Annotated in this window: 13 protein-coding genes; all 13 read right to left on the reverse strand. The window is 34.3% G+C overall.

Annotated elements, in window-relative coordinates:
- Positions 1 to 74: 74 nt before the first annotated feature.
- Positions 75 to 2,195 (reverse strand): translation initiation factor IF-2, encoded by a 2,121-nt coding sequence (gene infB / locus M4L39_RS12145; protein WP_277582247.1) that lies wholly within the window; start codon positions 2,193 to 2,195, stop codon positions 75 to 77.
- Positions 2,196 to 2,199: 4 nt separating this feature from the next.
- On the reverse strand, positions 2,200 to 2,517 hold the full coding sequence (locus M4L39_RS12150; RefSeq protein ID WP_002507846.1) for a L7Ae/L30e/S12e/Gadd45 family ribosomal protein: 318 nt from the start codon (positions 2,515 to 2,517) through the stop codon (positions 2,200 to 2,202).
- Positions 2,514 to 2,798, reverse strand: coding sequence for an RNase P modulator RnpM (rnpM, locus tag M4L39_RS12155; RefSeq protein ID WP_277582248.1), 285 nt, complete (start codon positions 2,796 to 2,798; stop codon positions 2,514 to 2,516). Before rnpM ends, M4L39_RS12150 begins: the two co-directional genes overlap by 4 nt.
- A 17-nt stretch (positions 2,799 to 2,815) precedes the next feature.
- Positions 2,816 to 3,991, reverse strand: a complete 1,176-nt coding sequence (nusA, locus tag M4L39_RS12160; protein WP_277582249.1) for a transcription termination factor NusA — start codon at positions 3,989 to 3,991, stop codon at positions 2,816 to 2,818.
- 23 nt (positions 3,992 to 4,014) lie between these two features.
- Positions 4,015 to 4,482 (reverse strand): ribosome maturation factor RimP, encoded by a 468-nt coding sequence (gene rimP, locus M4L39_RS12165; protein WP_277582250.1) that lies wholly within the window; start codon positions 4,480 to 4,482, stop codon positions 4,015 to 4,017.
- A gap of 187 nt (positions 4,483 to 4,669) precedes the next feature.
- Positions 4,670 to 8,986, reverse strand: coding sequence for a PolC-type DNA polymerase III (locus M4L39_RS12170; protein WP_277582251.1), 4,317 nt, complete (start codon positions 8,984 to 8,986; stop codon positions 4,670 to 4,672).
- A gap of 605 nt (positions 8,987 to 9,591) precedes the next feature.
- The gene (locus M4L39_RS12175; RefSeq protein ID WP_277582252.1) at positions 9,592 to 11,292 is read right to left on the reverse strand and encodes a proline--tRNA ligase; all 1,701 of its coding nucleotides are present in this window, start codon (positions 11,290 to 11,292) and stop codon (positions 9,592 to 9,594) included.
- A 19-nt stretch (positions 11,293 to 11,311) separates the two neighbouring features.
- Entirely contained in the window at positions 11,312 to 12,598 is a 1,287-nt protein-coding gene (gene rseP, locus M4L39_RS12180) for an RIP metalloprotease RseP (RefSeq protein WP_277582253.1), read from the reverse strand.
- Between the two features lie 315 nt (positions 12,599 to 12,913).
- Complete coding sequence (locus tag M4L39_RS12185; protein WP_277582254.1) at positions 12,914 to 13,696, reverse strand: phosphatidate cytidylyltransferase; 783 nt, start codon at positions 13,694 to 13,696, stop codon at positions 12,914 to 12,916.
- 17 nt (positions 13,697 to 13,713) lie between these two features.
- Positions 13,714 to 14,478 (reverse strand): isoprenyl transferase, encoded by a 765-nt coding sequence (locus M4L39_RS12190; protein WP_277582255.1) that lies wholly within the window; start codon positions 14,476 to 14,478, stop codon positions 13,714 to 13,716.
- Positions 14,479 to 14,711: 233 nt separating this feature from the next.
- Positions 14,712 to 15,266, reverse strand: a complete 555-nt coding sequence (gene frr / locus M4L39_RS12195; protein WP_277582256.1) for a ribosome recycling factor — start codon at positions 15,264 to 15,266, stop codon at positions 14,712 to 14,714.
- A gap of 16 nt (positions 15,267 to 15,282) precedes the next feature.
- On the reverse strand, positions 15,283 to 16,005 hold the full coding sequence (gene pyrH / locus M4L39_RS12200) for a UMP kinase (protein ID WP_021338738.1): 723 nt from the start codon (positions 16,003 to 16,005) through the stop codon (positions 15,283 to 15,285).
- Positions 16,006 to 16,137: 132 nt separating this feature from the next.
- Positions 16,138 to 17,016: a translation elongation factor Ts gene (gene tsf / locus M4L39_RS12205; RefSeq protein WP_069816035.1), complete on the reverse strand. Its 879-nt coding sequence runs from the start codon at positions 17,014 to 17,016 to the stop codon at positions 16,138 to 16,140.
- Positions 17,017 to 17,104: the final 88 nt, after the last annotated feature.

Consider the following 17,104-nt stretch of genomic DNA (forward strand, 5'->3'; position numbering starts at 1 on the left):
AAATCTGAACTCAATATAAAAAGCCTCCAAATTATTGGAGGCTTTTTTAATCATTAAATTAGGATTATATCCACTTATCTTTTTATTTCAACCATTTCGAAAGCTTCAATAATGTCGCCTTCTTTTAAGTCATTGTATTTCTCAACTGTGATACCACATTCGTAGCCTTTGGCAACTTCTTTAGCATCATCTTTGAAACGTTTTAGTGTGTCTAATTCACCTTCGAATTGCACAATGTTATCTCTAATGACACGAACGCCAGCATTACGAGTAATTTTACCATCAATAACATAACTACCTGCGATTGTACCAACTTTAGAAACTTTGAACGTTTGACGAACTTCTGCTTGTCCAATTACTTGTTCTTCGAACTCTGGATCTAGCATACCTTTCATCGCGAATTCAATTTCTTCTATAACACTATAAATAACACGGTGTAGACGCATGTCAACGCCTTCAGTTTCAGCAGCACGTTTCGCACCTGTATCAGGACGAACGTTAAAGCCAATAATAATACCATTTGAAGCGTTAGCTAGTGTAACGTCAGATTCGTTTATTGCACCCACAGCAGTGTGAATGATACGCACATTAACACCTTCAACGTCTATCTTCATTAGAGATGCAGCAAGTGCTTCTACTGAACCTTGCACATCACCTTTAATAATGACATTTAAGTCTTTCATTTCACCTTGTTTCATTTGCTCAAACAAGTTATCTAATGAAACGCTCTTACTTTCATGACGTTGTTGAATTACGTTAGCTTCATGGCGAGATTCACCAATACGTCTTGCTTGTTTTTCATCTTTGAAAACAACAAATCGATCGCCTGCTTTAGGCACATCATGAATACCAGTAATTTCAACTGGTGTAGATGGTCCTGCAGTTTTAATACGTTGGCCTAAATCGTTTACCATAGCACGAATTCTACCGTACGTATTTCCAACTACTAAAGAGTCTCCAACGTTAAGTGTACCGTTTTGTACTAATAATGAGGCAGATGGTCCACGTGATTTATCTAATTCAGCTTCAATCACTGTACCAACAGCTTTTTTACTTGGATTGGCTTTTAATTCTTGTACTTCAGAAGTAAGTACAATCATTTCTATTAAATCATCAATGCCGTCTCCACTTAATGCTGATAGTGGAACAAAGATTGTATCGCCGCCCCAATCTTCAGGAACTAAACCGTGTTCAGTTAATTCTTGCATTACTCGGTCTGGGTTTGATGTTGGTTTATCAATTTTGTTAACAGCAACAATTGTTGGCACATTTGCTTCTTTAGCATGATTGATTGCTTCAATTGTTTGAGGCATAACACCATCATCTGCCGCTACAACTAAAATAGTTATATCCGTTACTTGTGCACCACGCGCACGCATTGTCGTAAATGCTGCGTGACCTGGAGTGTCTAAGAACGTAATTTTTTTACCGTCATTTTCAATTTGGTATGCACCAATATGTTGTGTAATACCACCAGCTTCTCCAGCTGTTACTTTTGTATGACGAATCGAATCTAGTAATGTTGTTTTACCATGGTCAACGTGTCCCATGATTGTAACAACTGCTGGGCGTTCTACAGCATCTTCATCTTCAGTTTCATCATCGAAGTAAATTGATAAATCTTCTTCATCAATAACAATTTCTTTTTCAGCTTCAACACCGTAATCATCTACGATTAACTCTAGTGTTTCTTCATCCAATGATTGATTAATATTAGCCATAATACCAAGTAAGAATAATTTTTTAACAATACCTGAAGACTCTACGTTTAATTTCTCAGCAAGTTCACCTACTGTAATACCTTCTTGATAAGTGATTTTTTCTGGAATTTCTTTAGGTTCTTCTTGTTTTGTCTGTTTTGATTTTTTATTATTCTTTTTGTTGTTTTTGTTATTCGGTTTATTATTATTTGATTTATTATTTTGGTTACCTTTGTTATTTTGATTATTCTTGTTGTTTTGGTTACCTTTATTATTTGATGATTGTTGTTTGTTTTGAGCAGCTTTTTGTTGTTTTTCCTCTGCTTCTTTTGCTTTTTCAGGTTTGTAAATTTTATCTAATGCGTGAATTTGGTTGTCTTCTAATGTTTGCATATGACTTGTTACCTCAACATCCATCTTTTGCAATTCGTCGATAATATCTCTACTCTTTAATTTTAAATCTTTAGCGTATTCGTAAATTCTTTGTTTACTCATATAGTCACTCCTTACGATATTCATCAATCATTGACAATAACTTTTTAGCAAAGCCTTGATCAGTGATTCCAATGTTTACACGTTCTGCTTTACCTAAAGCTTGTCCTAATTCAGCTCTCGTTCCAAATATGCGTAATGATATATGGTAACTTTCACATTTGTTCTGCATCACTTTCATTGTGTTGTCAGAAGCATCTGTTGCAATGATTACGAGCTTTAACTTATTATTCTTCAAATCATTTATAATGACTGATTCGCCTGTTTTAACTTTTCCTGCACGCATTGCTAAACCTAAAAAATTCACGATTTTTTCTTTTGTCATTTAGGTATCTCTTCACGATAAATAAGACGTATAATTTCTTTATAAACAGGCTCTAACGTTTCAGCATCAGATTTGAAATATCTTTCTAATGTTTCTTTTTGTTGTGCTTCTTCTACTAATTTAACATTTTTAGATACATAAGCGCCACGGCCTTGTTGTTTGCCACTCGCATCAGCAAAAATTTGTCCGTCTTTATTAATTACAACTCTAATCATGTCATTCTTAGGGTACATTTCATTTGAAAGTATACATTTACGCATTGGAATTTTTTTCTTTTTCATAAAGTTATCACCCCAAGTTATTTTTCAGCGTCTTCTTCTTCAGTTACTGTTTCAGAAACTTCATTGGCTGTTTCTTCCAAATCAACATTTTCTTCGTCAACAACATCATTAAGTTGATCTTCTGTGTCTTCGACGTCTGCTGGATAGACACCTGCTTCTCTAGCATCTGTTTCTGATTTAATATCAATTTTCCAACCAGTTAATTTAGCAGCTAAACGTGCATTTTGTCCGCGTTTACCTATAGCTAATGATAATTGATAGTCTGGTACTACAACTACTGTTGATTGATTTTCTTCATCAACAATAACTTGTAATACTTGTGATGGGCTTAAAGCATTTTTTACAAACACCTTAGGATCTTCATTCCATTGAACAATATCAATTTTCTCGCCGCCAAGTTCTTCAACAACAGCTTCAACACGACTACCTTTAGAACCTACACAAGCACCTACTGCATCGATGTCATGGTTGTCTGAGTGTACACTGATTTTTGAGCGGTCGCCAGCTTCGCGAGCTACTGATTTAACTATCACTGTACCGTCAAAGATTTCTGGCACTTCTTGTTCAAACAAGCGTTTTAATAAACCTGGATGGCTTCTTGAAACGTAAATTTGTGGTCCTTTTGTAGTTTGTTCAACTTTGTTCACATACACTCTTATTCTTTCGTTTGGAATGTAGCTTTCATTTGGACTTCTTTCTGCTTCAGACAATACTGCTTCAGTACGCCCTAAATTTACATATACATAGCGATGATCTACTCTGTCGATAAGACCAGTAACAATATCATCTTCTTTATCGATGAATTCATCATATAGTATTTCACGTTCAGCATCACGTAAACGTTGCATAACAGCTTGTTTAGCTGCTTGCGCACCTACACGTCCAAAATCACTTGGTGTTACGTCTTCTTCGTAGATATCACCAATTTCATACGCAGGATTTTTTACTAGTGCAGTACTTAAATCGATTTCTTCTCTGTTATCAAATGATTCTTCAACCACTTCTTTACGTGCGATAACATTGAATGTACCTTCATCCATGTTTAATTCAACACGAACGTTTCTTGCACTTTCATAGTTCTTTTTATAAGCAGTGATTAACGCCGCTTCTATAGCATCAATTAATACTTCTCTAGGAATTTTCTTTTCTTTTTCTAAGTACTCAGTAGCTAATAATAATTCATTACTTGACACGATTTATCATCCTCCTCATCACGTTATATCAATACTGCATGACGTGCTTTAGCGATTTTACTTCTTGGAATTTCAACTTGTTTTGTTCTTGACTTATCTTTGACTTGCATAATTATTGTTTCATCATCAACAGATTGTAATATACCTAACCATTCTTTTGCGCCTTCGATTGGAGCATATAAAGAAACAAATACAGGTTTAGTCACAGCATTGTGATAATCTTTTTCTTTTTTAATTGGTCTTTCAGCACCAGGTGAGGCAACATCTAAATAATACATCTGTTCGATAGGATCTTCTGAGTCCATTACTTCACTGATTTTTTCAGAAGCAAGCGCACAATCATTTAAATCTACGCCACCTTCTTTATCGATAGATACTCTTAAAAAATGATCGTTTCCTTCTTTTGTAAACTCAACTTCTACTAATTCAAAATTTAAGTCGTCAAGGACAGGTTGAATTATTGCTTCAACTTGCTCAGTTATTTTACTCATGCTGACCTCCTGTTTTGGCAAATAGAAAAGAGCGGGTAATATGCCCACTCTTTCTGCCTGAGTCTAATTTTTTAAGCACTGTTATTATATCATATGTTTATTTGCTAGACAAATAACTATATTTGTAAAAAGCCTATAATGACAAGATAATTGATGCTTTTTGTTTATTATTAAGTCTTTTCGTTCATTACATATCGAATATTGATAATTGTGCTTTATCAGGTAAATTAGGTAAAGAACCTAATTCATCTAAGTATTCTATCACTTTTTGTGATAATCCCGCTTTTTTATTTAAATCTTCTTTAGATAAAAATGGCCCTTCTTCTCGAGCTTCTACAATTCTTTGTGCAACGTTTTCACCTAAACCTGGAACAGAAATAAATGGTGGAATTAGTGTGTCGCCTTCAATAATAAACTCAAATGATTTACTTTTTTCTAAACTGATTGGCTGCATACGGAAACCACGTTGTGCCATTTCATTCATTATTTCAAGCACTGTTAAAGTATCTTTTTCTTTTTTAGCTAAATCCATATAACGTGAATACATCTCATTTACAGTATTACGAATACCCTCTTTATCTTTAATCATTGTAATTAAATCAAAATCAGATGCACGCACTGTGAAATAACTTGCATAATAATATAATGGATAATGCACTTTAAAGTAAGCAATTCTTACCGCCATTAATACATAAGCTGCGGCATGGGCTTTAGGGAACATGTATTTTATTTTTCTACATGAATCTAAATACCAATCAGGAACTTCATTGTCCACCATTGCTTCGACCATATCGTCAGTCAATCCTTTACCTTTACGCACAAATTCCATTGTTTTAAAGGCAAGTGACGGTTCTAGGCCGTTATACATTAAATAAACCATAATATCATCACGACAGCAGATTACGCTTGCCAAATCACATTTACCCGAACGTATCAAATCTTGAGCGTTCCCTAACCATACATCCGTACCGTGTGATAATCCTGAGATTCTAACAAGTTCTGAAAATGTTGTTGGTTTTGTATCTTCTAACATTTGTCTAACAAATCCTGTGCCAAATTCTGGTACACCAAACGTGCCAGTTTTACATAAAATTTCCTCTTGTGTAACGCCTAAAGGTTCAGGTGAACTAAAGATGCCCATTGTTTCTTTATCGTCCACTGGAATTGTTTTAGGATCTATTCCTGATAAATCCTGTAACATACGAATCATGGTTGGATCATCATGTCCAAGTATGTCTAACTTTAGAACGTTATCATGGATGGAATGGAAATCAAAATGTGTTGTCATCCAAGATGAAGACTGATCGTCCGCTGGAAACTGTACAGGTGTAAAATCATATATATCCATATAATCAGGTACAACTATAATACCGCCTGGATGTTGGCCAGATGTACGTTTAACGCCTGTGCATCCTTTGACAAGTCTATCTACTTCTGCTCCACGTTTATGGATACCTTGGTCATTTAAATAACCTTTTACATAACCAAAAGCTGTTTTCTCTGCGACTGTACCAATTGTTCCAGCACGGAAGACTTTATCATCACCAAATAATTCTTTTGTATAATTATGTGCATTGGGTTGATATTCACCACTAAAGTTCAAGTCAATATCTGGTACCTTATCGCCTTTAAAACCTAAGAATGTTTCGAAAGGAATATCTTGACCTTCTTTAATAAGATCACTGCCACAAGTTTCACATTTTTTATCTGGCAAATCAAAACCAGAGCCAACAGAGCCATCATCAAAGAATTCGCTTGTTTTACATTTTGGACAAATATAATGTGGGGGTAATGGATTAACTTCTGTGATTTCTGTCATGGTTGCTACAAAGCTTGAACCTACAGAACCACGTGAACCAACGAGATACCCATCATTTAAAGACTTTTTAACAAGTCGTTGTGAAATGAGGTATATAACAGAGAAACCATTACCTATAATACTTTCTAATTCTTTTTCGAGACGATCAATTACAATTTGTGGTAAATCCTCACCGTAGAGGTCTTTTGCATTAGAATAACTCATTTCTCGAATTTCTTCATTTGCGCCTTCCATTCTCGGTGTGTATAGCTCATCTTTGATTGGAACAACACGCTCTATACGATCTGCTAGCTCATTCGTATTCTTAATGACAAGTTCATAAGCTTTTTCTTCACCTAAAAAGTGTAATTCATCTAACATTTCGTCCGTAGTTCTAAAATGCGCCTTTGGCAATGTAGAACGGTTTAATGGATTACCAGGTTGTGCAGCAATTAATATTTTACGCGCAATCGAATCATGTTCATTCAAATAGTGCGCATTCCCCGTAGCTATAACTGGAATATCATTGACTTCACCCGCACGAATTAAACGATTATATATTTCATGTAATGTTTCATTATCGCGTATCAGTTCCCTATCAATTAAGCCTTGATATAAAGCAGGCGGTTGAATTTCAATAAAATCATAGTATTGTGCAATACGTTCAACTTGAGATTGATCTTTTTGCATCACTGCAGTAAATACTTCCCCTTCGTCACATGCAGAACCAACGAGAATACCTTCACGATATTCATCTAATAACGAACGTGGAATTCTCGGTGTTCGATAATAATATTGGACTAATGATGCACTTACAATTTTGAATAAGTTTTTAAGACCTTGTTGGTTTTGAACAATGAGCGTAACGTGGTTCGGACGTGCGCGTTTATAAGCATCTTCGTTTGATAACGATGTATTGATATCTTGATGATTGTGAACGCCGAGTTCTTCTAATTGTTTAAGCATTTTAATAAACATGTAAGCAGTAGCTTCCGTATCATAAATCGCTCTATGGTGTTGCGTTAACTCTACGCCGTATTTTTTGGCTAAGAAGTTCAGTCCATGTTTACCGTATTCAGTATTGATTGTTCTTGATAATTCAAGCGTATCTATTACAGCGTTTGTAGATGCGCCAATGCCGACATGTTCATATCCAGTATCAATAAATCCCATATCAAAGGATGCATTATGTGCCACGAAAATAGCATCTCCTACCCACGCTTTAAACTCAGTAAGTACTTCTTCAATTTCTGGCGCATCAACTAACATATCATCCGTAATATGTGTCAAATTAACAATAACGTCGGATAAACGTTCATGCGGATTACTAAAACGTTCAAACTTATCAATAATTTCTCCGTCTTTAACTTTGACTGCAGCGAGCTCAATAATTTTATCGTACTGATTGGATAAACCAGTCGTCTCAACGTCAAATACAACGTATGTTGCGGTTTTTAAATCACGGTTCATTGGTTTGTACGCAATAGGTACACCATCGTCGACTAACATACCTTCCATTCCATAAATCATTTTAATACCATTTTTTTCAGCTGCTGCATGGGCGTCTGGAAAAGCTTGAACACCGTTATGGTCAGTCACTGCAATTGCTTTATGACCCCATTTTGCTGCTTGATCTACGTACGCTGAAATATTAGGTATGCCATCCATTTGGCTCATTGATGTATGCAAATGGAATTCTACTCGTTTTTCTTCAGATTTATCTTGTTTAGTAGCTTTTTTAATTTCTTCAATATCTGACATCATCATCACTAAATCACGAACAAACGAATCTTCTTCTATACGACCTTGTGCGCGAACCCATTTACCGACACTCAATGCCTTGAAGTTATCTAAATCATCCTTATTTTTACGCGTGAACATTTTTAATACGAGCGAATCTGTATAGTCAGTTACTTTCAACTCTACAATATGTCGCCCACTCTTCAACTCTTTTAAGTTAATATCGAAAATAACACCTTCAACCGCTACTTTAAATTCTTCTTCAATAATAGAATCTATCGGTTTAATATTTTCAATTTGAATCGGTTTACCAATTTGACACTTAGTTACCGAGCTTTCATTATTATCTTGTTGTTTTGCTTTCTCAGCTTTCATTTTTTCTAATTTTTCAGTAGCTTCACGTGCGCTTTTTTCATCTTCTTCTTGGATATGTGCTTCTAATGATGCTAAGTCATCTTCATTGCCACCACTATCCGTTTCAAAGACTATTTTACTAATATCAAACCCACACTGTTGAAAAGCTTTAACTAAACTACCATTACACGCTTTATCAAAATGGTCTCTTTCGATATCATTTTGACAAGTTACTTTTAGCACATCTCCCGACATAATTAAGCGCTTTTGTTTTAATTGACCTTTCACTTTGGGTGAAAGTTTTGTTTGATCAATACAATGACTAAAATACTTCATCGCATGTTCATCTTGGTTTGATTTGTTATTTATCGTAATATTACATTCTACATTCGCAATTGATTTAAATTCTTCTGTTATTGCCCCTGTAAAAAGTAAATAATCTTCTGTTGATAGAAAGTGTGGTAATGTGATTTGAAACACCCACGTTCGATCTGTTGTCTTAACATCCACACGCGTTAATTCACTTTGCTCCAAAATTTCTGGTTCCAAATGGTTTGTTATTTTAATTTGGTCAGCTAGGATTTTAAATTTTTCCTGATTTGTCATTGCCATGACGATAACCACCTTACTATTAATTACACTGCTTTACTTGTATATGATTACTTACATTAAATGACGGTGTATGTATTATTATTCCATGCTCTATATTATAACGGATATGTGTGAAATTCTAATAGTTAAACTTAATAGCTTAAATTCATATTTTTGTGAATAACAAATGGGAGCGGGACAGAAACCAAAATTTGATTTCGTATTCCCGCCCCCACAATACTGACTAAAAAAGGAATACAAGAGCTGAAACTCTTGCATAAGAGAAGCTGGGACATAAATACATGTTTCAGCCTCAATCGTTATTAGGCAGTAGCTGACTGAATTGAAAATGCGCTTATATTAAGCTTTTTCAGTTCTAGTCTTCTTTGCCGGGGTGGGAGAACGAAATTTTATTAAGAAAATTTGATTTCTGTTCCACTCCCTCTTTAAAAAGCTTGAGCCAAACACGTTTAAATATTAGACAGCCATTGTACATTCTCTAATTTATATTCACCAATATCAATATAAAACACTGTATTTACGTGCCAATCTTACGATTTTATATAAGTAACATCTACCAATTCACTTTATATATTATAACAAAGTGCTATGGACTTAGCCTTTAATTATAAATTTGTATACAATTCATTTACATAATTGATTAAATTATCAATATGCACGTCTTCACTGTCACCAGTATCGCGACGTTTAACTTCTACTATACCTTCTGCTGCATTTTTACCTACGACGATACGAATTGGTAGACCGATTAAATCAGCATCATTAAATTTCACACCAGCACGTTCTTTACGATCATCATATAACACATCGTAATTTTCTTTTAATTGTGTATATAATTGATCCGCTAATTCACGTTGCTCATCTTTTTTAGGGTTGATTGTGATTAAGTGTAATTCGAATGGTGTGACTGATTTTGGCCAAACAATACCATTTTCGTCGTTATTTTGTTCAACAATTGCGCTTAGTGTTCTTGAAACTCCAATACCATAACATCCCATTAATAATGGTTGTGCTCTACCTTGGTCGTTTAAGAATGTAGCGTTCATTGATTCAGAGTATTTCGTTCCTAATTTAAAGACTTGGCCAACTTCAATTCCTTCAGCAAAGTGCGCTTTGTCTGAGCTGTCCGCTAATAGTTCGCCTTCTAAAATGAATCTAAAATCTCCATAGGCTGCTACTTCAAAATCACGACCAACATTTGCGTTTAAGAAATGATACCCATCTTCATTCGCACCAACGACAATATTATTCAAATCTTGAATGAAATTATCTGCATAAATTTTAATATCTTTATCAAAAACTGGACCTAACGAGCCTGGTTTTGCACCTAAAATATTAATAATTTCATCTTCAGTTGCTAAATCCACATTGTCAGTTCCAAAATAAGCTTTTAATTTAATATCGTTAATTTCATGGTGACCACGAACTAACACTAATATAAATTCACCATCGACATTAAATACCATAGATTTAGTAATTTCATCTAATGGTTTATTTAAAAATGTCGCAAGCTCTTGTGCTGTATGCACATTAGGCGTTTCAATTTTAGTTAACGGTTGAACATCTTCATGTTTTTTATTTGGATGGTAAACCACTTCAGCTTTTTCAATATTTGCAGCGTAATCACTTTGCTCACTATATACAATCGTGTCTTCACCGATTTCGCTTAACGCCATGAACTCATGTGTATGGCTACCTCCAATTGCACCTGAATCAGCAACAACAGGTCTTGCATTAATGCCTACACGACTAAAGATACGGCCGTACGCATGGTACATATCTTCATATGATTCATTAAGTGATGCTTCATCAGCATGGAAAGAATAAGCATCTTTCATTATAAATTCTCTACCACGTAACAGTCCGAAACGTGGGCGCTTTTCGTCTCTATATTTAGATTGTATTTGGAAAAGTGTCATTGGTAGTTGTTTGTATGATTTCAATTCATCACGAACAATTGAAGTTACAACTTCTTCGTGCGTTGGTCCAAGTGCAAATTGACGTCCATTACGGTCTTGTAAACGCATAAGTTCTGGACCATATGCACTCCAACGTCCTGATTCTTCCCATAATTCTGATGGTTGTAATGCTGGCATTAATATTTCAACGGCATCAATACGTTCCATCTCTTCACGTACGATGGCTTCAATGTTATTTAATACTCTCGCAGCAATTGGTAAGTAACTGTAGATTCCACTTGTGCTTTGTTTGATCAAACCTGCTTTTAATAATAGGCGATGGCTTAATGCCTCAGCACCCGCTGGCACTTCTTTCATAGTTGGTATAAATACTTTTGATTGTTTCATTTAAATGCTTCTCTCCCTCTTATAAGAAATAACGCTGAATATCGTTCCAAGTCACTAATACCATAACGATTAACACAAATACGGCACCAATGGCGATAATTGTAGTTTCGGCTTTTTTATTTACTGGTTTTCTAAAGATTGCTTCATAAATTACAAATAAAATTCGTCCACCATCTAATGCTGGTACTGGTAGTAAATTCATTAATCCTAAGTTAACGCTTAGCAAAGCAGTCCATGAAATCAAGTTAATTATACCAGTTTTAACGACAGAGTCGACAGTATGATATATACCTACTGGACCATTCAACATATCAAATGAGAATTCACCTGTGAAAATGCTAGCAATCATACTTACAATTGCGGTGAAAATAATTTTACCTGCACTGAGTGTTTGTTCCACACCTGCTGCAATTGGTTTGAAAATAGTGTGTTCGGTTGTTGCACTATAACCTAATAAATATTTTGTTTCTGAATGTGTTTTTGTTACTTTTTGTTCGATTTTTTTAGGTTTAATATCAAATGTTTGTTTGTTACCATCACGTTCGACGACTAATTTTGTCTTGTTATCCTCAATATCTTTTACCGCTTTATCGATATCATCTTTACTATCGATATTATGGTTTCCTACTTTAACAATTGTATCTCCAGATTTAAGACCTGCTTGTTCAGCAGGTGAACCTTTAACAACTTCATCAACTGAATTTGTTGCTGTGCCTTGATAATATGCTAGACCAATAAATAATACTAATGTAAGTAAGAAATTAAACAATGGTCCTGCAAATAAAGTTAAGAATTTTTGGTAAGGTTTTTTATAAGTAAATTGACGATCTCTAGGTGCAATTTGAATTAAACTACCATTCTCTACAAAGTATGACGTCTTAGCTATTGAATAGCGTTGTCTTTCTTGATCATATGATGTTACACCTTCAATGAATAAGCCATCTTTAAAATCACATTGTTTTACTTCTATTGCTTCAATTTGTTGGAATTTGTGTTGATCATCTAAAATGATGTGCGTAATTTCATCTTTATCATTTAATTTTATTTTCACATGCATACCTGGTTGAACTGGTGGTTCTTCTAAACCATCCCCAGCCATGCGTACATAACCTCCGACGGGTAATAATCGAATCGTATATAGTGTTTCATTTTTTCTGAAACTAAATATTTTAGGCCCCATACCAATTGCAAATTCCGGACACATAATGCCTGCACGTTTTGCAAAAAACATATGTCCATACTCATGAACTGTGACAAGGACACCAAAAACGATTATAAATGAAATAATTGTTACTAGAAAACTCACTTTGCTACACCTCATATTTTCGAAATAAATTGTTTGCTCATACTTCATATATTAATTCATATGATTCATTTTCTTATGACTAATTGCTTACTTTAGATTATAAAAGTATAACACAACAATGCAGAGTGACACACGTAACTTTAATATGTCTTCAGCTCATACCTTTACATTATACAGTCGTACTCACGCAAATTATTTTTGCTTGTGAAAAGGAGTTAAGAAATAAAATAACTGTATTGAAGCACTCAGTTATTTTATTTCATTAACTCCTTGTTTTTGTTTATATAATTGTATAGTATCCCTTTGAATCTAAATTTAAGCTTGTATTAACAAGATGTTTAATAATGGCAATACAAACATAAAACTGTCAAAGCGATCTAAAATACCGCCATGTCCAGGTAAAATACGCCCTGAATCTTTCACACCAAAATGACGTTTGAAACCTGACTCAACAAGGTCACCAAGTTGTCCAAATATACTTAAGATGATTGTAACAATTAGCAATATCCACGTTGCAATATTAAAGTCTACAAACATAATCATAACAAGTGGAATAATTAAACTACAAATCAATCCGCCAACAAAACCTTCTATTGTTTTATTAGGACTTATCACAGGCCATAATTTATGTTTGCCCATTAAGCGGCCAAAAATATATGCCCCTGTATCTGTTGACCATACGATTAGAAATGCAAATAGTATGTAGTGTAAGCCTTCAGATCTTGTTTCATAAAGATACATAAACCCAATACCAACATACGCAATTGTCATTAAACAAAATGCAGCGTCCATAAAACTAAATCTATTTTTAGAAAGCACTGTATAACTTAATAAAATAAAACTCATTGCTATTAATGACTTTAATTGTAAATCATTAACCCAGTTACCAGCACCTTGAGGTAACATAATAATTAAAATTCCTAGCGCACTTATGATACCTGGCACCGATAAAAACTTAATCATATTCATATTAAGCAATTCTTTTAAAGCTATGAATGCTAATAAATACGAAAACAGCATTAATATAACTCCGCCCTTCAGTAAGACCGGGAGGAAAATGATAAGTCCTATGATTGCCGTCAAAGTTCTAACTTTCATACTATTCTCCTAACTACTTATAATCCCCCAAAACGCCTTTGACGAGATTGATAAATTTTAATACAGTTTACTAATTCTTCTTTATCAAAATCTGGCCATAATTTTTCATTGAATAAAAATTCACTGTAAGATACTTGCCAGATTAGGAAATTACTAATACGTTGCTCTCCTGATGTTCTAATCAAAAGATCCGGGTCAGGATAGCAATGAGTCATTAAATGGTCATTAATCATTTCTTCAGTGATTGCTTCACTTGTTAAACCTTCAGCAGTCAATTTATCGTAAATTGATTTCACACTGTGGACAATTTCGGCTCGTCCACCATAATTTATAGCAAAGACCAATTTTAAGCCCGTATTATTCTTTGTTTCTTCTTTTGCTTTATCTATCGCTTTAAGTGTAGATGTTGGTAAATGCTCAATAAAACCAATCGTCTCTACTTTAACATTATTTTCTATCAACTCTGGTAGAAATGTTTTTAAAAAGTTAACTGGCAAGTTCATGATGTAATTCACTTCATTTTTAGGCCTTGCCCAATTTTCTGTAGAGAAAGTATACAACGTTAAATATTTAATTCCTAAATCACTAGCTGCTTTAGTGATTTTTTTAACAGTTTGCATACCTTGGTAGTGACCTTTTATTCTAGGCAATTTTCTTTGTTTTGCCCAACGACCATTACCATCCATAATTATAGCAACATGTTCGGGTATATTATGTACTTCCAAATCTATATCGGATTGCTTATACTGATTTTCTTTCTTCTTTTTTAACTTTTTAAACATGGTATTTCCTCCGAGCTTGATCATCTCTGTTTATTATAATTAGATTCTAGATGCAATTATCTACCATTTTATCATAATAGATAGGTGCATTGAATAAACAAATAAAAAAACTGTACCAAAGTCTGATTTGATACAGTTCAGATAAATATATGATATACCTCTTCTTCAAGCTCTAACTACAAGTAATTATGTACCTTAATGAGTGAATAGAAGTATAATCATCATTACCATGTTTATACTGACATTATATCTTTTTCTTTTTCTTCTAATAATTTATCAATTTCCTTAATTGAGTTGTCAGTTAATTTTTGTACATCATCTGTTTGTGATCTTAAATCATCTTCAGTGATATCGCCATTTTTTTCTTGCTTTTTAAGTACGTCATTTGAATCACGACGAACATTTCTAACTGCTACTTTCGCATCTTCGCCAATTTTTTTGACTTCTTTCACAAGCTCTTTACGGCGCTCTTCAGTTAATGCTGGGATAACGATACGTATAACTTCTCCATCACTTGAAGGATTCACACCTAAGTTTGCAGCATTGATTGCTTTTTCAATATTACCAACAGATGATTTATCATATGGTGCAATTACTAATAAACGTGCTTCTGGCACATTGATACTAGCAAGTTGTTGAACTGGTGTCGGTGCACCATAGTAATCAACATTCACACCATTTAATAAATTGGAATTGGCTCTACCGGCACTAATATTAGCTAATTCTCTTGAAAGATTATCAACAGATTTTTGCATTTTTGATTTCGTATCATTTATAATGTCGCTCATTCTCATACACCTCTAATTATTTTGTTATTATTGTTCCTATTTTTTCACCCATTACTGCACGTTTGATATTACCTTCTTCAGTAATTGAGAATACATTCAACGGAATGTTATTATCCATACAGAATGAAGATGCTGTTGAGTCCATTACCTGTAAACCATCTTGTAACATTTGAATATGAGTAAGATGTTCATACTTAATAGCATTAGGGTCTACTTTTGGATCAGCAGAATAAACACCGTCAACATTATTTTTACCCATTAAGATAACATCGGCTTCAACTTCAGCCGCACGTAAAGCTGCTGTAGTATCAGTTGAGAAGTATGGATTACCAATTCCCGCTGCAAAAATAACTACACGTTTTTTCTCTAAGTGTCTAATTGCACGACGACGAATGTATGGTTCTGCAACTTGTTTCATTTCAATTGAAGTTAAAACGCGAGTGTCACATTCTAGTTGTTCAAGGCTATCTTGTAACGCTAAAGCATTCATTACAGTAGCTAACATACCCATGTAATCAGCAGTACCACGATCCATACCTAAGTCACTACCCGTTTTACCTCTCCAAATATTGCCTCCGCCAACGATAACTGCAATTTCACAGTCCATCTTTGCCACTTCGGCTACTTGTTCAGCCACACTTTTAATCGTAATTGGATTAATTCCAAATCCATCGTTACCTGCTAGTGCTTCGCCACTTAATTTTAAAACAACACGATCGTATTTAGAAGTTTGAGCCATTGTCTTATCCTCTCTATTGTAAAAATATGTAATTGATACAAGTAAAGAAGACACAATAGGTCTTCCAATACAAAAGTAAATCTTTCATACGGAGCACGAAGGTGTCTTCTTTCTTGTTTTAACTATGAAAAATTATTTCATTTGTCCTTTTACTTCGTCAGCAAAGTTTTCTTCACGTTTTTCCATGCCTTCGCCTACTTCATAACGTAAGAAGTCAACAAGTTTTCCACCTTTTGATTTTAAGAAAGCTTCAACTGTTTGATCAGGATCTTTTACAAAGTTTTGGTCAACTGCACAAATTTCTTGTAAATATTTACGTAAACGACCTTCAACCATTTTTTCTACAATTTTCTCTGGTTTACCTTCGTTTAATGCTTGTTGTTTTAAAACTTCTCTTTCATGATTAATTTCATCTTCACTTACTTGTTCAGATGAAACATATTTAGGATTGATTGCAGCAATGTGCATAGCTACATCTTTAGCAGCTTGTCCGTCAGTTGAACCTTCAACTACAGTTAACACACCGATACGTCCGCCCATGTGTAAATAAGAACCAAAAGCATCATTATCTGATTTTGTTCTAATAGCAAAACGACGGATGCTTAATTTTTCTCCGATAGTTGAGATAGATTCTTTAACACGTTGGTCTACTGATTTACCGTCAGCTAAAGTAGTTTCTAATAATGCTTCTACTGTTTCAACTTTTGTTTCTAATACTTGGTTAGCAATTTCTTTCACTAATTCTTGGAAACCTTCGTTACGAGCTACGAAGTCAGTTTCTGCATTAATTTCTACAATTGCTGCTTCATTGCCTTTTTCTTCAACATGAACTAGACCTTCTGCCGCAATACGGTCAGATTTTTTAGCAGCTTTTGCGATACCTTTTTCGCGTAGGTAGTCGACAGCTTTGTCGATGTCACCATCAGTTTCTGTTAACGCTTTTTTACAGTCCATCATACCTGCACCAGTTTTTTCACGTAATTCTTTTACAAGTTTAGCTGAAATTGCCATTTCATATTCCTCCATTATTTAATGAATTTTAATATATTTGTTTTAAAAAAGGGTGATAAGCTTGAATATCTTATCACCCATTTTACAT

It is taken from the genome of Staphylococcus equorum (genome assembly GCF_029531845.1).
Lineage (GTDB): Bacteria > Bacillota > Bacilli > Staphylococcales > Staphylococcaceae > Staphylococcus > Staphylococcus equorum_C.